Source organism: Bartonella sp. CL162QHHD (assembly GCF_042195435.1).
GTDB lineage: Bacteria > Pseudomonadota > Alphaproteobacteria > Rhizobiales > Rhizobiaceae > Bartonella.
The window spans coordinates 38,889-59,645 of record NZ_JBHIOG010000007.1; the positions used below are offsets into that span (position 1 = coordinate 38,889).

At 36.2% G+C, this 20,757-nt stretch carries 16 protein-coding genes and 2 tRNA genes; 4 read left to right on the forward strand and 14 right to left on the reverse strand.

Translation table 11 applies throughout. The features are described from left to right. On the forward strand, positions 1 to 954 hold the full coding sequence (locus tag ACFILD_RS00670) for a YbhN family protein (protein ID WP_273790695.1): 954 nt from the start codon (positions 1 to 3) through the stop codon (positions 952 to 954). A gap of 1,092 nt (positions 955 to 2,046) precedes the next feature. Here ACFILD_RS00670 and ACFILD_RS00675 read toward each other — a convergent pair. Further along, positions 2,047 to 2,122, reverse strand: a tRNA-Lys gene (locus ACFILD_RS00675). Positions 2,123 to 2,559: 437 nt separating this feature from the next. On the opposite strand from ACFILD_RS00675, the gene ACFILD_RS00680 reads away from it, so the two are divergent. Beyond that, positions 2,560 to 4,128, forward strand: coding sequence for a TerC family protein (locus tag ACFILD_RS00680; RefSeq protein ID WP_273790694.1), 1,569 nt, complete (start codon positions 2,560 to 2,562; stop codon positions 4,126 to 4,128). A 621-nt stretch (positions 4,129 to 4,749) separates the two neighbouring features. Here ACFILD_RS00680 and ACFILD_RS00685 read toward each other — a convergent pair. The 6 genes from ACFILD_RS00685 to ACFILD_RS00710 all read right to left on the reverse strand — a co-directional run bounded on the left by ACFILD_RS00685 (position 4,750) and on the right by ACFILD_RS00710 (position 7,676). Then, a complete protein-coding gene (locus ACFILD_RS00685; protein WP_375664641.1) occupies positions 4,750 to 4,923 on the reverse strand; it encodes a DUF6990 domain-containing protein in 174 nt (57 codons plus the stop codon). Between the two features lie 168 nt (positions 4,924 to 5,091). Further along, the gene (locus ACFILD_RS00690) at positions 5,092 to 5,337 is read right to left on the reverse strand and encodes a hypothetical protein (protein ID WP_375654513.1); all 246 of its coding nucleotides are present in this window, start codon (positions 5,335 to 5,337) and stop codon (positions 5,092 to 5,094) included. Positions 5,338 to 6,105: 768 nt separating this feature from the next. Beyond that, the gene (locus tag ACFILD_RS00695) at positions 6,106 to 6,357 is read right to left on the reverse strand and encodes a hypothetical protein (RefSeq protein WP_375664636.1); all 252 of its coding nucleotides are present in this window, start codon (positions 6,355 to 6,357) and stop codon (positions 6,106 to 6,108) included. A 283-nt stretch (positions 6,358 to 6,640) separates the two neighbouring features. Beyond that, the gene (locus ACFILD_RS00700; protein ID WP_375654512.1) at positions 6,641 to 6,868 is read right to left on the reverse strand and encodes a YbfB/YjiJ family MFS transporter; all 228 of its coding nucleotides are present in this window, start codon (positions 6,866 to 6,868) and stop codon (positions 6,641 to 6,643) included. A 46-nt stretch (positions 6,869 to 6,914) separates the two neighbouring features. After that, complete coding sequence (locus ACFILD_RS00705) at positions 6,915 to 7,064, reverse strand: YbfB/YjiJ family MFS transporter (protein WP_375654511.1); 150 nt, start codon at positions 7,062 to 7,064, stop codon at positions 6,915 to 6,917. A 535-nt stretch (positions 7,065 to 7,599) separates the two neighbouring features. Continuing rightward, positions 7,600 to 7,676, reverse strand: a tRNA-Arg gene (locus tag ACFILD_RS00710). A 263-nt stretch (positions 7,677 to 7,939) separates the two neighbouring features. Here ACFILD_RS00710 and ACFILD_RS00715 point away from each other — a divergent pair. Further along, entirely contained in the window at positions 7,940 to 8,713 is a 774-nt protein-coding gene (locus ACFILD_RS00715) for an NAD kinase (RefSeq protein WP_273790691.1), read from the forward strand. A gap of 145 nt (positions 8,714 to 8,858) precedes the next feature. Beyond that, on the forward strand, positions 8,859 to 10,262 hold the full coding sequence (locus ACFILD_RS00720) for a DEAD/DEAH box helicase (protein WP_375631225.1): 1,404 nt from the start codon (positions 8,859 to 8,861) through the stop codon (positions 10,260 to 10,262). Between the two features lie 59 nt (positions 10,263 to 10,321). On the opposite strand, the gene gltX is transcribed toward ACFILD_RS00720, so the two are convergent. The 7 genes from gltX to ACFILD_RS00755 all read right to left on the reverse strand — a co-directional run bounded on the left by gltX (position 10,322) and on the right by ACFILD_RS00755 (position 20,656). Then, positions 10,322 to 11,695, reverse strand: a complete 1,374-nt coding sequence (gltX, locus tag ACFILD_RS00725) for a glutamate--tRNA ligase (protein ID WP_273790689.1) — start codon at positions 11,693 to 11,695, stop codon at positions 10,322 to 10,324. Positions 11,696 to 11,705: 10 nt separating this feature from the next. After that, positions 11,706 to 13,367, reverse strand: a complete 1,662-nt coding sequence (locus ACFILD_RS00730; protein ID WP_375664637.1) for an NAD+ synthase — start codon at positions 13,365 to 13,367, stop codon at positions 11,706 to 11,708. 123 nt (positions 13,368 to 13,490) lie between these two features. Further along, the gene (locus ACFILD_RS00735; RefSeq protein WP_273790687.1) at positions 13,491 to 14,870 is read right to left on the reverse strand and encodes a class II 3-deoxy-7-phosphoheptulonate synthase; all 1,380 of its coding nucleotides are present in this window, start codon (positions 14,868 to 14,870) and stop codon (positions 13,491 to 13,493) included. Between the two features lie 68 nt (positions 14,871 to 14,938). After that, positions 14,939 to 16,330 carry a glutathione-disulfide reductase gene (gor, locus tag ACFILD_RS00740; protein WP_273790686.1) on the reverse strand — a complete coding sequence of 464 codons (1,392 nt, stop codon included), beginning with the start codon at positions 16,328 to 16,330 and terminating at the stop codon, positions 14,939 to 14,941. A 203-nt stretch (positions 16,331 to 16,533) separates the two neighbouring features. After that, positions 16,534 to 17,103, reverse strand: a complete 570-nt coding sequence (locus ACFILD_RS00745) for a DUF2059 domain-containing protein (protein WP_273790685.1) — start codon at positions 17,101 to 17,103, stop codon at positions 16,534 to 16,536. A gap of 107 nt (positions 17,104 to 17,210) precedes the next feature. Beyond that, complete coding sequence (gene rpiA, locus ACFILD_RS00750; protein WP_273790684.1) at positions 17,211 to 17,915, reverse strand: ribose-5-phosphate isomerase RpiA; 705 nt, start codon at positions 17,913 to 17,915, stop codon at positions 17,211 to 17,213. A gap of 482 nt (positions 17,916 to 18,397) precedes the next feature. Next, on the reverse strand, positions 18,398 to 20,656 hold the full coding sequence (locus ACFILD_RS00755; protein ID WP_273790683.1) for a ComEC/Rec2 family competence protein: 2,259 nt from the start codon (positions 20,654 to 20,656) through the stop codon (positions 18,398 to 18,400). Positions 20,657 to 20,757: the final 101 nt, after the last annotated feature.

Sequence of the window (20,757 nt, forward strand, 5' to 3'; positions counted from 1 at the left end):
GTGAAAATAAAGCAATTTATATGGCCATTGATTGGTATCTTAGCAATGCTGGTATCTATTCGAATTCTTTACATGAAGCTCTCTGCCATTTCATTTGGGGATGTATTGGAGCGCTTGAGCAATTTAAATGCACAGCACTGGTTATTAGCCTGTTTATGTTCTCTCCTAGCTTATGCTGCTCTTGCTGGATATGATCGAATTGCCTTGCAACATCTAGGCCATAAAATTTCTTGGATTTTTATCGCTATATGTTCATTTACAACCTATGCTCTTTCACACAATATCGGTGCTTCAGTTTTTTCTGGTGCCGTTGTACGCTATCGCGCCTATAAAATGAAAGGGTTAAACGGAACAGAAATCGCAATATTAGTAGGTTTTTGCTCTTTTACTTTTGTAATCGGTACAATCTTACTTTTGGGAATCGTTTTGGTGCTGCAACCCGAAATTATCACCCTCATTCATAAAGAACTTCCTGAATGGCTAGGAACAGCAGCTGGAGCAATTTTACTCAGCTGTATAGCACTTTATACGTTTGGCAGCTGGCTTCAGTTAAAACCCTTACGCTTGGGTAAGAAAATTCAACTTTCCTATCCACGGCTGAAAATTGTTATTCAACAGCTTCTCATTAGCCCTCTAGAACTTTTAGGAGCAGCAGGAATTATATATGCTGTTCTCCCACACAACGCAGATATTCATTTTATCTCTGTTCTTGGTGTTTTCCTAGCATCTTTTACGATAACTCTTCTCTCTAATGCTCCAGCAGGAGGAGTAGGAGTTCTTGAAGCTCTCTTCATCACAGGCATGCCCAATATAAATCCAACCGATGTTATTGCAGCACTTATTGTCTTTAGAATGTTTTATTTGATTATACCGCTCATCATTTCATTATTTGTGGTCGCCATTTTTGAAGCGCAACAATATTGGAAAAGAGCCCCCAAAACACCACCTGAATAAATAAAAGGTTATCAATTACTTCTTTTTGTGTGCCTATATAAGAACAGGACACCATCGTGTTACCAATTTACATATTTTTTTTAAGAAAACTCTCTCAGTGCTCTTCCCCATTACACAACAATACCCGTGAATGGTATAATAATAAAGTCATTGTTGCAACATCATCTTTATACTTAATAAAAGAGTAAGCCTGCACCATTATACTATTTTCCCAATGTTGTGATAACTTTTGGCGCCTAAGAACGTTAATAAGAATCATTTTTATGCTTTTCTTCAATGGTCTTTATCCGCACGTTAATCCCATTTATAATGCAAAAATAATAATTTTAATTGATTCATTATAAGAGGGATTGAAACAAAAGAAGTTTATGATAGTAAAGTTTAAAAAAAGAATAATTAATCATTATAAATCAATATATTATAATGATTCTGAGCGGCTTTCTTAATATTTATATTTTTAGAGGTTAAGCTAACGGAAAGACAGCATAGCATAACTTCATAGTTTAATATTTTTAAACTTGAAGCCTCATTAAAGCCTATTGTCTTTCGTTTAACAGGTACTAGTTTTAAACAATTAAACTGATCTAATTTTATTCCTGTTATGTCCGCTAAATACTTTATTTTATCTTGATTTACCCTCTTGGAATACTGATGATTATTACAGAAGTTTTTTGTTTAAGCGGGAGAGTTATCAAAAAATATCCACGCTGCTAATACAACTAAAGTGCAAAGTTTCTTCTGTCTTTAAACAATATGCTAAAAATCCAAAAAAAATTTAATCAATTTATATTAAAAGAAGTGAAAACTGTTGATTTTTATACCCCTTTAAATAAGATAATTGTCGGTAAGAAGCTTCTCCTTACCAATTGCGACTTTAAAAAAAGAAACAATACGCATTAAAAGATCTTTAAATGTCCTTTGGAAGTTTTTTGAGTCCCCTAAAAAGTACAAAAACCGATGACTAAGCTATATCAACAATCTTCACTTTTAAACAAACAGATATGGGGAAATCCTACTGCCCAATTTTATTTAGAAACTCGTATCTTAAAAAAATTTACGCAATCAATGAGTTATTTACGGTATAAAATAGAATGGTGGGTGATGAGGGGATCGAACCCACGACCCGCTGATTAAGAGTCAGCTGCTCTACCGACTGAGCTAATCACCCATAAGCTTCTCAAAAGACGAGAATGAGCGTTTCTATAACGCTCCTAAGGATGGATGTCCAGATATTTTGTTGTTTGTTATATAAACTCATTGTCTGTAAGGTTAAAAATATGATATTCACCACTTGATCTTATATAAAAATAAACCCATTATAAGAAGCTTTATAAATAAATGTTCTGATTGTTACACAGAACCTATAGTTAGAGGATTATCGAGCATAATGCCCGAGCAAAATTTAGAGGGACCTTCTTGTGGTTGTAAGCGGGATGGGGCATCATTTTGTTTTATCAGCAATCACATGCATTCAAGCAATATTGTGTTGTTTTTTTCTTTGAATATAAGTTTTCTTACATACAATGTTCATGATCCAATATACGAATAAAAGCCTATGAATTTTTTTTGTCAATCGCGCGCTTTTAAGCTTATAAAAGGTAAGGAATGATGGAATGGATCACTGATCCCCATGCGTGGTTTGGTTTGATCACGCTGGTTTTTCTCGAAATTGTTTTAGGAATAGATAACCTTATCTTTATTGCAATTTTAGCTGAAAAATTGCCACTGCATTTGCGTGACCGCGCACGCTTTATAGGTCTTACTTTAGCATTAATTATGCGGCTTTTCCTTCTTACAGTTATTGGATGGGTTATGAGACTCGATAGGGTCATTCTTTCACTTTCATCTTTTGTATTTAGTTGGCATAGCTTTATTTTAATCGGTGGTGGAGCCTTTTTGCTAGCAAAGGGAACGCTAGAATTACATGAAAGGTTAGAAGGGGTATCACATGAAAGAAAAACAGGCCTTGGTTATGCTGTTTTTTGGCAAGTAATCGTCCAAGTCGTGGTGCTGGATGCCGTTTTTTCACTAGACAGTATTATTACCGCAACAGGTATGATTGCAAAAGAGCAGGCAGCAGTTATGTATATCGCAGTCATAGCTGCTATGGGAGTAATGATGTGCGGATCTGGTGCTCTTATGCGTTTTATTAATCGTCATCCCACTATTGTAATCCTTTGTCTTGGTTTTTTGATGATGATTGGTTTTACTCTCATTGTTGAAGGGTTTGGTTTTCATATTCCAAAAGGGTATTTGTATGCTGCTATTGGTTTTTCTGTTCTCATCGAAGTTTTTAATCAAATTGGACGTCGTAACCGTGAAAAAATGATTAAAACGAATGATCTACGCAGTAGAACAGCTGATGCTGTTTTGAGGCTCTTAGGAGGAGGAAGCAAAGATAGTCACCTTGCTGAGACTGTAGATGTTATTGCTGAACAGGCCGCAGCATCTGAGTTGTTTAGACCAGAAGAAAAGGAGATGATTCGTGGTGTTCTCGATTTAGCTGATCGCCCTGTTCGCTCTATCATGTCGCCGCGTAATGAAATTGAATGGTTAGATTTAAATGCTGATGAAAATGAAATGCGTGAAGAATTACAAAAGGTTAAACATAGCCGCTTAATTCTTGCGCGTGAAAAAGTGGATGAATTTGTTGGCGTTGCGTTGACAAAAGATCTTCTTTTGAATTTGGCTGAGGGGAAAAAGATTAATTGGAAAAAAGCTATGCGAGAACCCCTCGTTGTTCATGAAAACACAAGTGTTTTACGATTGATGGAGCAATTACGTCATTCTTCGATTCAGCTTGCAATTATTGTTGATGAGCATGGATCTTTTGAAGGAATTGCAACACCAACCGATATTCTTGAAGCTATTGCAGGAGACTTTCCTGATGACGATGAAGAACTCATGATCGCAGAACAACTTGAAAATGGCAGTCTTCTTGTTGAGGGATATGCTGATATCCGCCGTTTAAGTGGTTATCTTGGGCGTAACCTTGTGGATGAAGCAGATCGTTATACGACTCTGGCAGGCTTTATGCTTTGGCAGTTTGGTCATTTACCAAATGAGGGAGAAAGCTTTGAAACTGATGGTTTACACTTTAAAGTGATTGAAATGGAACGCCGAAACATATCTAAAATCCTTATTTCTCCACTTGTATCACCAGAAAAAAACTAATTCTTTTTATCAGCAAAATGAATAAAAAGATTTTTTTATGATTAAAAATTGAAAAGAATAAGCAGTTGATAACTCAATTGCATTTCATTATTTTTATATTTTTTTAAGCGTAAAATAATGACATACAAAAGTTATATATCAATGAACTTTCCATTATAAAAAATTTTCATTGATGATTGACGAAAAGCTGGAAGAGAGAAAATGGTGCAAAATTATTTGTCAATGGTCATTAATCTCAAAACAATGAATATATACAACATATTGATTTATAATAATTATTTATTACAATATTACCTTTATATCAAGAAAGCCTCTTTCAAACATCAGATTTCCGCCAATGGATAAAACTCCACCATTGTTGAGTTCACTCAACTGATGATGGCATCTTTAAACCAGACTCTGGCTCCTATAATCTTTTTAGATCTTCTTGATATTTCTTAAGGAGCTATTCCTTATCTTTTGTTTCGATAAATTTAGCTATTTTTTTCCTTCCAAGAATGAGACTCAACCTCTCTGGAAAGGCCCTTATTAAGAACTTTGTTTTTCTTCTAGATAGCTCATATTTTTGCTACTTTTTAATTAAAGCGTAGCTGAGCTGCTTAGATTTCACCACTTCTTTGACTAAAGCCAATGCACGTTCAGATGAATCTGTTGGGTATTTTCATCAAAGCCTAAATGATCCTCTGCACTGAAACTTTGATAATAAGATTGTAAGGTTGCAACATCACCCAATAAAGACAGTGCACCAATATGAAGTAAGCTATAATCTGCATTATATACCTTGATAACCTTTATGTGCCTCCAACTTCACTCTATCGCCAAGGTGGTGCTCCATATCTGGAATAAAAGCATTTATGAAGATCAATTTTTTCTATCGCCTATTTCAAGACATAATCAAGCTTAATTCCAACCAATCTGCATTATATTTCTTCTTCACAAACTCTCCACCCCTTTTTATCAAAATCAAGCTGTAGATCTTGTAAGTGCTGAGAATTGATAGGGATCAATTACCACGCAGGCAGCAGCTAAAATACCAGTCGTAATCGAAACTCCAAAATCAAATTGCGGATAACCTTTGATAATTGCGTCATTATAAAGAATTTGTACTTCACAATCTGGTAGTTGGTAACGTGCTGAATAATTATCTACCTCTTTAATTTTTTCAACAGACCAATCAAGATTTTTGAAGAACACTGTTGCACTCTCCATGATTAAAAAATTCTTTGCTCTACCTCAAAAGAGGTTGTATCCATATCAAAAGTCAAAAGCGAAGCAGATTTTTGCAAACAAAAGTGATAACGCCGTGTAAGAGAAGAATCTTATCAATAAGGTCTTTGGTGATTTCTTTTGCAACGTCTAAACGAGATGGAATCTTATTCATAAAAAAACACAATAAAGTCAATAGGTTTTGTGCAATTATTTTATATAAATCCCATTTAAAATCTACACTTTTATACGTGATTTAATTGACCATTTTTTATAAACAATTACCATGTATGAATAGACCACAAAAAGCAAATCATGATGCAAATGTTATAACGCATGTAAACATTCAAATGAAGTGAAAAGCAGCTATCATTCATAACAGTTCATAAATTTTATGATACGTTTTTATCACACACAAATCGTATTGTTAAAAACGTAATCGTTTGAAATTATCGATAAACATAAATTGCATGCGTTTAAAGAATGGTATGGGGTTTACTCTTTTTTTGAGCTAAACCTTAAAAAAATAATCATTTGAAACTATCATAAGATAGGTTTTAATTCATTAAGGGCACATAAAAGGATTTAAAGACAAGTCAATTTTAAAGCACCACTTACTAAAAAGTTAGTAAATGATAGGCAGACATTATGTAGATACTATCATCACAACAAGTCTTGCATTGCCATATACATTACCTCTAATCACGATATAATCAGGAGATCTTGGCATTGCCATAAACAGAGCCGTAGACCTTAGTATGACACCCCACACTAGCATTGCCCTAAACCTTGCCTAAACAACCGCATGATCATAAACCGCGGCATTGCTATAAATACGTACACTACCGGATAATTTTTCATTCCCATAAACCCACGCATAATGATAAACTCAACCGTTATAAAAAAGATGAGCATTGTCATAAACATGAGCACCAAAATACACATAGGTTTTATCACATATAAGGGTATTGCCATAGACATAGCCCCCAATGGCAGTATTGCCATAGCCCCTTGTCTTTTCATAAACACGACCAGATTTTACAACACAGGCATTATCAGCAACCCAGCAATTGCCATCATGAGAGAGGTTGCTTTCAATTTCAATAAAAGCATCTAGATCGCCTTTTTTACATCACCAAAATCTCTTAAAGTACGAATGCGATATAATGCCAGTCACGAAATCCTTTTGATTGGTCAATTCATATTTTGGATGGTTTTTCTTATTAACAGGAGCGGTTTCATTTGTAATGGAAGAAATAACGGAGGTGTTTCTTAATATAGTTGTTATAATTAAGCCTATATGTTTTTAAAAGTTTTGAACAGACATTAAGCCAACTCCAAACCAAATGTTTGTTGAATCAAGTGCTCTGTTCAAACTAATAATAACATATTCATTACCTAGTAGTAGAATACCAACTCCTACACCTGCATAAAGCGAAGCAATAACCCAGCCCATATGGCTATGCTGTATGACTATAATAGAACCCAAAACCATCATTGCTACACTCGCAACACCAGCAGCAAAACGGATCAAAAGAACTAAGTATTAACGCCATGGAAATAATTAAGTGCACTCATTACTATACTGTATAAGATAGCATACGAGGAGCAAGGAATATATTCCAAATTCTGCCAAACGTAAAGAACATACTCCCAACTAAATAACCATCATAATTAGCGCTTGGTATATAAGAACGTTGATTAAAGGTAAACAATCCCTCATCCAACATAACTGGCAATATTGGTGTATAGAGAAATCACCAGATACCCATATCAAAACCATACCGAATACAGCATTTTGAAACAATTCAAATCTTGAAGGTTGTTTTTCCTCCTTATTGTTCCTTTAACTGGTGATATTTCTCATCCGCGTTCCATCTCACCATAACAGCCTTTAGCTCCAAAAATAGAATAAAAGAAAATTTAGCTATCTATTTTAATGCTCAAAACAATATATTTAGCGATCTACTATCAACATCGCCAGATCAGTTGTACAATAACATATTGAATTAATATGTATTTTTATGTTATAAATGTTTATAGTTAAATTGAAAGCATATTTAGATAATCTTGTTTTTTATCTCGATATTCAAAATGACTAACCGAAGAATTATATACGCAGCCGTAAATTTTGCTTCTCTTAAAATCATTTGCTTATTCGCTAAAAAACTTAATAAACAACTCAAATAACCATTTTCATAAAAGAGGAAATTGGCTTCTTTTTAGGTAATATTGTTATTTAGGATAATATGAAGTTGAAAAATTTGGTGCACCCGACAGAATTCGAATCTGTGACCTCTGCCTTCGGAGGGCAGCGCTCTATCCAGCTGAGCTACGGGTGCTTCACACTGATTATTAAAATCAGTTATGGTCTTTTAACTAATCATACTCTTAGCTTCAATGCTAAATTATCATTCTAATAAAAAAATTACTTGTTTGTGATTTATCTAACGACGCACTCCTTTTACTTTTTAATGATACTTTACCTTGAAATAACTTCTCTTTATTCAATGCTCTTTTTATTATAAAAAGAGCTTTTATTACAACTTCAAAACTCTCATAAATAAGTTACAACATAAATTATAAGTATCAGGACAATTTTTAAATGGCTACATTACCAAGTCGCTTTCATTTCATTTCCGCAGAAACTGAGGAGGCTATCAAAGCTACCCATAAATTAATTTCCGTTTATGGTCATTCTTCTCTGGAAGAAACTGATATTGTTGTTGCAATCGGTGGTGATGGGACAATGTTACAAACCGTACGAGACGTCATGAACACAGGCAAACCTATTTATGGCATGAATCAAGGTTCTGTAGGATTTCTTATGAATGAATTTCATGAAAAAAAATTGCCCAATCGTATTGCTGCCGCACATAAAAAAGAAATCCATCCCCTGCGCATGATCGCAAAATCTGAATGTCAAGATTCTATCGAGGCGCTTGCAATTAATGAAGTATCCCTCTTTCGGCAATCTTATCAAGCCGCAAAAATTCGCATCACCATTGATAACAACGTACGCATGGAACAATTAAGTTGTGATGGTGTCCTCGTCGCTACACCAGCTGGATCAACCGCCTATAATTTATCAGCACAAGGACCTATCTTACCTCTTATGGCTCCCCTTATGGCCCTCACTCCTGTTAGCCCTTTTCGCCCTCGGCGTTGGCATGGAGCTTTGCTTCCCAATACAGTAACAGTGCGCTTTGATATGCTTGAACCTGACAAACGCCCTGTAAACGCTGCTGCAGATAATATTGAAGTTAAATCTGTCCATTCAGTTACTATTTCAATGGCAACAGAAGTAACAGCTTCAATCCTTTTTGACTCAAATCATTCATGGGATGAGCGCATTTTATCAGAACAATTTCGCTATTAATGATTGTATTATGCGTTTTATGTGTATATGATTGTTATAGTTAATTTTTTGTAAAAACATCTTAACACTTTTAAAGAGTGTAGAATATTGGTTATAATTATCATTTAGATAACGCAGTTAAAATCACAGAGCAGTTGATAAAAAAATGATACCATCTTTAAACAGTTTTGATGATTTAGGTCTTTCCGCAAAGGTTATTAATGCGGTGAAATCAGCGGGGTATACAGCTCCAACACCTATTCAAAGCGAAACAATTCCGCATGTCCTTCAAAGAAAAGACGTTTTAGGAATCGCCCAAACGGGAACAGGTAAAACTGCCTCTTTCGTATTGCCTATGCTCACTCTCCTTGAAAAAGGTCGTGCAAGAGCACGAATGCCCCGTACGCTCATCTTAGAACCAACAAGAGAAATTGCAGCTCAAGTTGAAGAAAATTTCGATAAATACGGAATAAATCATCGTTTAAATGTTGCTCTTTTGATTGGTGGAGTTTCTTTTGAACTCCAAGATCGCAAACTTGAACGGGGAGCTGATGTTCTTATAGCAACACCAGGGCGCCTTCTTGATCATTGCGAGCGCGGTAAACTGCTCCTGATGGGCGTTGAAATCCTTGTGATTGATGAAGCTGATCGCATGTTGGATATGGGCTTTATTCCTGATATTGAACGCATCTGTAAGCTAACTCCTTTTACGCGTCAAACTTTGTTCTTTTCTGCAACAATGGCGCCAGAAATTACAAAACTAACGAAACAATTTTTACATTCTCCTGTATCTGTTGAAGTTACAAAAGCATCCTCAACTGCAACCACAATTACACAGCGGCTTGTCAAATCTGGAAATAAATCATGGGATAAAAGAGCGGTTTTACGAGAGCTTATCCAAAATGAAGGTGCAGAGCTTCAAAATGCAATCATTTTCTGTAATCGAAAGAGAGATATCTCTGAACTTTTTAGATCGCTCATCAAACATAACTTTAATGTAGGGGCACTTCATGGAGATATGGACCAATATTCGCGCATGAACACCCTAGCTGATTTTAAAAATAATAAACTTACACTTCTTGTTGCTTCTGATGTTGCTGCCCGTGGACTCGATATTCCAGCTGTAAGTCATGTATTTAACTATGATGTTCCTACACATGCTGAAGACTATATCCATCGAATTGGTCGTACAGGGCGTGCAAATCGCAGCGGAAAAGCTTTTACAATTGTCACAAAAGCTGATCAAAAATATATCAATGCCATCGAAGAAATGAGTAATGAAAAAATTGAATGGCTCAATGGAGATCTCTCAACTTTAATAGCTGATGATCAAACAGAAGATATTGTTGTAAAGAAAAAATCTTCAAAACCATCAAAGAAAACTGCTCCAAAAGAGCCTGTTGTTCACACTAAAAAATCTGTAGAAGAGAATAAAATAGAATATATCAAAAATGCAAATAATAAGGAGAAGCCATCTGAGCAACAACGCTCACGAAAAAATAAGAATTACACACCCATTGGATTTGGTGATGATATTCCTGCTTTCATGCTTATAAAAACGTGTAAATAAACCCGTTCTTTACTCTCTTTAAGAGTGAAATGAACGAAATACTTTTAAAAAATCCGCTCTTATTTCCTAGAGAGCCTTTCCGTTACCTTTTCACGCCCTAAAAGCTGCAAAATTTTTCCCATTTCAGGTCCATGATCCATGCCCGTAAGTGCCTGACGTAATGGCATAAATAAAGCTTTTCCTTTTCGACCTGTTTTTTCTTTTAATGCTGTTGTCCAAATTTTCCAACTTTCCTCATTCAAAGCACCTTCAGGTAAGAAATCGAGTGATTGGTGCACAAAAGCACGATCCTCTAGTGCTACTGTATCAAAATTCTGTTCATCATGAATGATTTTCCACCAAAAAACAGCATCATTGACTTTATTAATATTGCTTCTTATCGCGTTCCAGAAATATTCCGCCTTATCTCCCTCAATAGAAAGTTTTTTAAGGCGCATTTTTACTTCCTCATAGGTTAACTCATGGACAAGATGACTATTCAAAGCAAGAAGATCAGCAATATCAAATTTTGCAACGGATCTTGACGTATCTTGGAGATTAAAATGCTCTAAAAGCGCAGCTTGATTGGGATAGGGATGCACATTTTGCGATGTCCCAATCAAAACGGCAAGGCATTGAACAGCTATAGATTCAAATCCTTCTTCCCGTAGAGAACGAATAGAAAGATCATTATTACGTTTTGAAAATCCTTTTCCTAAAACTGTCGCCAATAAATTGGTATGAGCAAAAACCGGTAATTCTGCATTAAGAGCTTTAAAAAGAGCAATTTGAGCGCCTGTATTTGTAATATGATCATCCCCACGAATAATATGCGTAATAGCCATATCTACATCATCAACAATAGACGGCAATGTATAAAGATAGGTTCCATCTTCACGAATAAGAACAGGATCTGAAAGAGAAGCTAAATCAATCGTCTGCTTTCCCTTTATTGCATCATTCCAGCAAACTTCTGTTCGCTTTGTGTGTAAAGGATCACTTTCAAAATTAGGAAGAAGAAAACGCCAATGGGGTTTACGACCTTGTGATTCAAAGTTTTTTCTCTCTTCTGTTGTCAACTTCAATGCTGCACGGTCATAAACAGGAGGCAATTTGCGTGAAAGCTGGATTTTACGACGCCGCTCTAATTCCTCTGTTGTCTCATAACAAGGATAAAGAAGACCACGTTGTTTGAGAATTTCTGCCACTTCATCATATCGATTAAATCGCTTGGATTGGTAATAAATTGCATCTGGTTGAATACCAAGCCATTCAAGGTCAACAGCAATAGCATCGATATATTCTTGTTTAGAACGTTCAATATCTGTATCATCATAGCGTAAAATAAATTCTCCCTTATACGCTTGCGCATAAAGCCAGTTGAAAAGCGCAATACGGATATTGCCAATATGAATATAACCTGTTGGAGAGGGAGCAAAACGAACTTTAACCATAAAATAATACTCAATTTTTATCGCGAAAATGATTGACTATGGGATAGCGACGATCGCGTCCGAAATTTTTGTAACTGATTTTTACACCAGGCGCAGATTGACGCCTTTTATATTCGGCACCATAAAGAAGCTGTTCAACTTTCGCAACAGTTTCTCGTGAGTGTCCACGTTTAACAATATCACAAATACTCATGTCATTTTCTACAAGAGATTGTAAGATATCATCTAGAATAGGATAAGGCGGAAGAGAATCTTCATCTTTTTGATTTTCTCGCAGCTCTGCAGAAGGCGCTTTTTCTATAATATTGGATGGAATGACAATCCCTTCTGGTCCTCTTAAATTGTGCAAGTGATTTTTATTGCGCCACTCAGCTAATGCATAAACCTGCATTTTATAAATATCTTTTAGAGGATTAAACCCGCCATTCATATCCCCATACAGTGTTGCATATCCCACAGCCATTTCTGACTTATTGCCTGTCGTTACCACCATTGAACCGAATTTATTTGAAAGAGCCATTAAAACTGTACCGCGTATACGACTTTGAAGATTTTCCTCTGTGACGTCAGAGGGTAACCCTAAAAAAAGAGGTGCCATTGTTTCAAGAAAAGCTTCAACAGCTTGCTCAATCGGTATGATTTCATAAAGACACCCTAAAAGTTGTGCACATTCTTTAGCATCTTTTAATGATTCTTGCGAAGTATAATGATAGGGCATCATAATGGTGCGAACCCTCTCAGCACCAAGAGCATCCACCGCCATTGCCGTACACAGGGCTGAATCAATTCCTCCTGAAAGACCAAGAATAACATCCTTAAAGCCGTTTTTATTAACGTAATCTTTCAACCCCAAAACACAAGCTTGATAATCAGCCGCTAATCCATTGAGAAGACTTTCATTAGGACCTGAAATACAGTGCCATCCCGTCGTTGTTTTTTGCCAATGGCTTAAAGCAATATGGCTATCAAAGTGTTTCATTTGAAATATCTTTTTGCCTTGTCCATTCAAGGCAAAAGACCCACCATCAAAAACGAGCTCATCTTGACCACCTACTTGATTAGCGTAGATAATTGGCACTCCAGATTGTAGAGCTTGCGTATGAATAACATCTATACGTTTTAAAGTTTTATTACGATAGTAGGGAGATCCGTTAAGGACAAGAATAATTTCCGCTCCTTTATCTTTAAGCTCTGTACTAAGAGAGGAATCATTCCAAAGATCCTCACAAATGACTATTCCTAATTTGATTCCATGATAGACAATAGGCTGAGGACGTGGACCTGAAGAAAATAAACGCTTTTCATCAAATTCAGCATAATTAGGTAAATCAAACTTCAAACTTTCGGCAATGACTCTCCCTTCATCAAGAACCATGACAGCGTTGTAAATATTACCATTGCGCCTTAATGGAAGACCAATGACAATTCCTGGTCCGCCTACGGTTATCTTTGCTAATTTCTCAACAGTCTCTTCACATGTTTTTGTAAAAGCAGGTTTTAGAACAAGATCTTCCGGCGGATAAGCGCTTATAAAAAGTTCCGTGAATAAAACAAGATCAGCCCCCTCTTCTTTGGCCTTTTGATGCGCCATGACAGCTAAAGAAAAATTTCCCTTAATATCACCGACAATAGGATTCAATTGGGCAATTGATACCCGAAAATCATTTTTCATAAGCCTTTGTATCATTTCATCAGTTTAGCAACCACAACTTTATTCTTCATCATCGGAAATATCACTTTTTTAAAAATTCTCTTCTGCCATAATGACCTAAAAAAATATTAAGTAAATTTTTGCCTACCCCTCAGCAGCAATTGCTAACGAGTCAGTCGCACGATTTTTTTTAAGGAGTTCAGCAACAAGAAAAGCCAATTCTAACGCTTGATCTGCATTTAGCCGAGGATCACATTGCGTATGATAACGATCAGATAGATCGTCCACAGAAATGGCATGCGCCCCTCCTGTACATTCAGTAACATCACGACCTGTCATCTCAATATGAATGCCCCCTGGATAAGTTCCTTCTCCACGATGCACTGCAAAAAAATTCTCTACTTCTTTTAAAACATAATCAAAGGGACGCGTCTTATAACCATTGGCAGTAATTGTATTGCCATGCATTGGATCACATGACCATATAACCGCACGCTTCTCGCGTTCAACGGCACGGATGAGTTTAGGCAGATAACGTTCAACTTTATCATAACCAAAGCGCGTAATGAGAGTAAGCCGCCCCAACTCGTTTTCAGGATTTAAAATATCAATTAATTTTAAAAGCTCATCAGACTCAATGGAAGGACCACATTTTAATCCTATAGGATTTTTAATGCCGCGACAATATTCAACGTGAGCATGGTCAATCTGACGCGTACGGTCACCAATCCATAACATATGACCAGATGTTGCATACCAATTTCCTGAAGTTGAATCAATCCGAGTCAAAGCCTCTTCATAACCAAGCAACAGTGCTTCATGACTGGTATAAAAAGATGTTTCACGCAATGAAGAATGTGTTTTGGATGTAATCCCTATAGAACGCATAAAATCAATTGCTTCAGAAATACGCTCTGCCAATAATTCATAACGTTCCCCCTGCGGACTGTTAGAAACAAAACTCAACATCCATGTGTGAACATTTTCTAAATTAGCATAGCCACCTTGTGAAAAAGCACGCAATAGATTAAGTGTTGCCGCAGATTGGCGATAAGCCATAGACATCCGTTGCGGATCTGGAATACGAGAACCGGCTTCAAATTCAATGCCATTAATAATATCCCCACGATAAGCAGGAAATTCAACCCCCTCTTTTCTTTCTATATCAGAAGAGCGAGGCTTTGCAAATTGACCAGCAATACGACCAATCTTAACAACCGGTTTAGAACTACCAAAGGTTAAAACAATCGCCATTTGCAAAAATACGCGAAAAAAATCACGGATATTATCAGCTTCATGTTCTGCAAAGCTTTCGGCACAATCACCACCTTGTAATAAAAAAGCTTGGCCTTTCGCAACGGCTGCTAATTCATTTTTTAAATCACGTGCTTCACCGGCAAAAACTAAAGGAGGATAGCTTCTCAGTTTTCGCTCAACATCTTCTAACATAGACTTATCCGGATAAGTCGGAACTTGTTTAATTGGCCTTGTTCTCCAAGTGTCAGGCGCCCATTCTTTTATCATTACACTCTCTCTAAAGATTAAGCTTAAAGATTAGCATATCAAAAACTTTTTACCATAATATATGCTGTTTAACTTTCTATTTTCTTCCCATTTTCATATATATAACTTGGTTTATACATTGTTACCAATTCTTCTGCCATCGTTGGATGCACTGCCATCGTCTCGTCAAAGATATCCTTCGTCAGCTTACCCTTGAGAGATATCCCTATAAGCTGTGCCATCTCACCAGCATTTTCCCCTAAAATATGAGCGCCCACAACAATACGGCTTTCACCATCAACAATGAGTTTCATAAGCATTTTCTCTGAACTACCAGAAAGAACATTACGCATAGGACGAAAAACTGTACGATAAATTTCAAGACGCTTATAACGCTTTACCGCCTCTTCTTCTGAAAGCCCCACCGTTCCAATCTCTGGCTGTGAAAAAACTGCTGTTGTAATTAAATCATAATCAGGTGTTGTGGGAATATTCTCAAATGCTGTCTTAACAAAACACATTGCATCATGAATCGCAACAGGTGTTAATTGAATATGACCTGTTACATCACCAACAGCCCAAATATGAGGGATATTTGTTGTCATTTTCTCATCAACAACAACTGCACCAAATTCATCCACTTGAACACCTGCCCTATCAAGTCTTAAACCCGTTGTATTTGGTACACGCCCCGTAGCCAACATAATCTGATCGGCACTGATTATTTTCCCATTTGATAAAACAACTTCATAACAATTTTCTGCAGCCTGCACTTTAGAAATTGTTATTCCGTAGAGAATAGAAATCCCTTTTTCAATCATTGCATCGCTGAGCAATTGCCGCAAATCATGATCAAAATTACGAAGGATTAAATCACTCCGATGGAGGAGTGTTGTTTTTACACCTAATTCATGAAAAATATTAGCAAATTCAACACCAATATACCCTCCACCAACAATGACTATTGATTTTGGGAGTTGATCAAGGTCAAAAATCTCATTAGAAGTAAGGCAAAATTCACCACCTTCTATGGGAGTATTTTGTGCAAATTTTGCTCCCGTTGCAATCAAAATTTTTTCTGCACTTACCCGCTCACCCGTGGCAGAAAGCTCTAATGTGTGATCATCTATAAAAGTAGCACGACTTTCATAAATATGCACATTGTTATTTTCTAATCCCTTACGATACAGCCCTTCTAACCTTGATATTTCTTTATTTTTAGCTGCAACCAACTTTTCCCAGCTAAAAATTGGATCCGCATATTCCCACCCAAAACCAACACTTTTCTTAAATTCTTTTACATATTGTGATGCATAAACATAAAGTTTTTTGGGAACGCAACCACGAATAACACAAGTGCCCCCTATACGATATTCCTCTGCTATAGCGACCCGCTTGCCAAGACCTCCAGCAAGCCGTGCTGCACGCACTCCACCAGAACCACTTCCAATAACAAATAAATCAAAATCAAAAGAGCCCACGAATTATTCCTTCTTATATAGCTGCAAGAGTAGGCTAAGGTCTTTTATTATCAAATGAAAGTCTTTTTTTCTTTTGAAGAAGCATTTTTTATAAAGCAGTATTCTAAAAAGATCTACTCTCATTAAAATATTAAAAACGGCGGGAAAACCGCCGCTATAAAAAAAATCAGAAATTGCCCATTGTTGTCATGATATCGATCAAGCTATTTTTTATTTTCTGAAGATTCTGATTTTATTGGCATATTTGTAGGCATAGTAGAATTATTCAAATTAAGTGTTTCAGACATCTCTTTTTTCACATTTTCTACAAGATCCCGCATAAGAGCAGTACGCCATATATCAAATGCTGAATAAGAATCACGTGCAATATTGGGGACTTCTGTCAAAAACTTTTTACCGGTATCAGAATTATAAAATGTTGTTATCGCATCAAGCTCTTTTTGAGTAAAATATTTTGCATATACATGAGCAATCTCTTTTTCTAGATCAGAGCGCCTTTTAATTAAAGCAAGCGCCTGCTTATCAACAATATCAGAAATAGCTGTTGCTAAATTCGGATCATCGCTGATCAGTTCATTTTTGAAATCATGGACCGCATTTGGTAAAAAACTATCAAATTGATCCGTTGCATGAATAGCTCTGATTGCCTTTCGCGCTGAATCCAAATGTTGATCACTCACACCTTGTGCATAAACCGTTCCAACATTTACAAAAAAAATAGCAATTACACCAAAATATACGACAAAACGCTGAAAAGAAAATATTATTTTCATTTAATGATTACCCCGATAGCTAATTATAATTTTAATTCGTTATTCTACCTAAAATCTTTAAGACCCTTTATTTACTGTGCTAACATATCATCATGTAAATGCCTTTTCTAAAAATCAAACGGTTCTAAAACTTTTATTTGACCATCAGCCATAGCGACAATTGCACGTGAAGCCAACCCCAAAAAAAGGCCATGCTCAACAACACCAGGAATAGCAAGAAGTGCATCCGATAATGGTTTTGGTTGCAAAATGCAGCCCCAAAATGCATCAAGAATAAAATGGCCACCATCTGTTTCAAAAGGATCTTTTCCATTCATTCGCAATGAAATTTTCCCAGAAAGCCCTAAATCATCAGCGACTTTTTCAATGGCTCTGCATGTTGTGTGGATACCAAATGGATTAACTTCAATTGGTAGTGCAAAAGCACCAAGTCTTTTTACCACCTTTGTTTCATCCGCAATGACAAGCATTGCACGAGATGCCGATGCTACAATTTTTTCATACAACAATGCTCCCCCTCCCCCTTTAATGAGCATCATCTCAGGACCAATTTCATCTGCTCCGTCAATATCAAGGTCCAGCTCAGGTATTTGTTCTAAAGTGCTAACAGGCACTCCAAACTTATGACAGAGTTGTTCAGAATATCTTGAAGTAGCAACACCAGTCACACGCAAACCATCCGCAACACGCTCACCTAGAAGACGAATAAATTCATTGACTGTCGAACCAGATCCGATACCAAGCCGCATACCATCTTCAACAAACTCAAGCGCTTTAATAGCTGCCATTTTTTTTAACTGCTGAACATTCATGAATGACTTTGCCTTCTATCCGTATAAGCAGCATTTATCACCCCTATTACCACCGATAATAATGATAATAAAAGATAACCTCTTGACGCAATCTATTTAAATTTACCATCATCTTTTGCTTGAAGAGATGTTACCCGTTATAGAAATATATGATAAGAATAAAATAGAATAATCAACAATTATCTTTTTTATTTCTTTGAGAAGATTTGTTAGCATTTTTTTCATTCAATAAGAATTTTTGATTTATCTTGTGCTATCAATAGGATGCACAAAGATGCACATATCAATTTTTTTGAAAAAATTAAAATGATCAGATATAAAAAATCATCTATTTCTAGAAAACTGTAGATTATTATCTCGTTTCAATGACATTGATAAAATTACCAATCTAAATACCGTAAAATATTATGAGAAAAGTCTTCTGTTATTTTTTGTTTTGTCATTATCCAAATGTGAAGCAAAATATGACCGATTATATGTTTTTATGAATGCTGTCTGTGCATATTCCATGGTCTATGAAACCCTAGAGAAGACCAAATAATATCTCCACCTTTGGTCATCATAACGCTTCCTCGTGATAACAATTGTTGAGGCATAAATATTATTTTTGCCTTCTTGTAACAAGTTGGATTATGCATCACAAATGTCTGAATGAGAATATCTGCCTCTACACATTGATCTGTTTCTCTCTGTAAAACGATCACTTTTAATCCATTATCCAATAAAGATGTACATACATGATAATCACAAATAAATTGTCCGTGCAACGAAGGACCATATTTTGTTGGTTTAATCGTTTCATTCACACGAAATGACTTTTTCCATATGGATGTCGTGAACTTAGAAATATGGTAACGATCAATATATAATTTTTTATCATGGATAACGCCCACGAGACGCATATTATCTGCTATAATCAGTTGTACAGGTGAATGCATTACACAAATAGAAATACCTGCCAAAATAAACAAACTAAAAAAGAGCCGGATGGGTGTTTTGCAAAAAGTCAGTCCAACCAAGCCTATACTCAATAAAACTAACGCTGATAACGGCATAAAACCAGGATTCAAATCAGGAGAAATAGCCTTGATAGCATGTGCAATCTTTATTACAAGATCAACTCCAAAACCCATAATTTGAAGAGGAAGCCATTCGAATCCTCCTAACATTGCAAGAACTGCGATTAATCCAAAGGGAATGACAAAAATTGAGATGACAGGCAAAGCAAAAGCATTACTAATAATGCTCAAAGATGCCATATTAGAAAAATGATAAGCAGCATAAATTCCACTTGCACTCCCTGCAACAAAGGAAGAAGCACATGTTGAAAGCATCGATGAGAAAACAAAATTTATCACTCCTCCTCCAACATAAGAGGGAGTTGTTTTTCTTTTACGAAAAAATGACCTTCCACTCCACCAATCAAAAAAAGCGATCAAAGCAGCAGTCGCAGAAAAGGACATTTGAAAGCTAGGACCTAATATTTCATGGGGTGTCATCGCTAGAGTTATCAACCCTGCAATGGAAAAATTACGCATTGTTATAGCAGAGCGATTACACAATATAGCAACCAACATAACAGCAATCATCACAAAACTTCTTTGCGCTGATATTGCTAAGCCCGACAATAACAAATAAAAAGCTGTTATCATAAAAGCAACGATAGCAGCAAATTTTTTACTGGAATAATAGGAAGAAAAAACTGGAAAAAATGCTAAAAAACTACGGATACTCAAAAGAACTATGCCGCTTAACAACGCCATATGTAAACCTGATATTGATAAAATATGAGCTAATCCAGCTGTACGTAATGCTTCATTTGTCTCATTTGAAATACCAGCACGCTGCCCTGTTATGAGGGCAGCTGCAACACTCCCCTTTTCTCCTTCAAGGGCTATATGGATTCTTTGTGTCATCTTCGTGCGTAAATTTTCAATTTTCTGTAGAATGATAGCGAATATTCCATCAGGCTGCGAAACGAATATTTTTCTTGGTTTTTCTAAATAAACGCCTTGTGCTCCAATTCTTTTAAAATAATTATGAAAACTAAAATCGTAGCCTCCTGGACGCACAGGCCCAGAGAATGCACGAATCTTAACTTTTCCATGCAGTCCATCACCAATCGCTAAGCCAGATGGCAAATATCTTGCCGATAAACGAACACGATGAAGACTATGGCGTAATACAGGATTTTCTGTATTCAAAATCTCCAAAACTAAACGAAATCCTCCTTTGGCACCTGACTCAATAGAAACAATTCTTCCCGTCAATGTAGTGACAATGTCACTACTTAGCATGGGTGTTGCAATACGCCACGTTTCTATTTTTGCCGCTAAAGCACCCAATATAATACAAAACAGAAACCCCACGGGAATCCATATTTTTCGATAAAAACGTGCAACATAGAATATTCCCAGAAAAATACTGACCAACGCCCCCAATTGTCCCCAACTTGGTTCCCACTCTAAATGAAAATAGAAAATGATTCCTAGGGCAAAAAAGACTAAAATCAGCGAAAAAAGGATACCAAAAGAAACTTCTTTATTGATACAATCTTCTAACCATTTGCGAAAAAAAATGATTACTTCTTTTAAGAGTGTCAATAAAAAAAGTTTTTGTTGGTTATAGCTACCGTTCTTTGCATCATCATATCTAGAAAAAACACTCTGCCCTATCTGACATGGCTTTTTTCCTTCTGTAACAGATTTTTCGGATAAACCCTCTTTACTTTTATAAAACATCAGTCCCCCACTTTAACTCGCAATACGGCTATTGCACGCCCCATCACTTATGCTAACATGACTTTTCTATAAAATTCCATAAGTAATATCTTAGTTTAAAG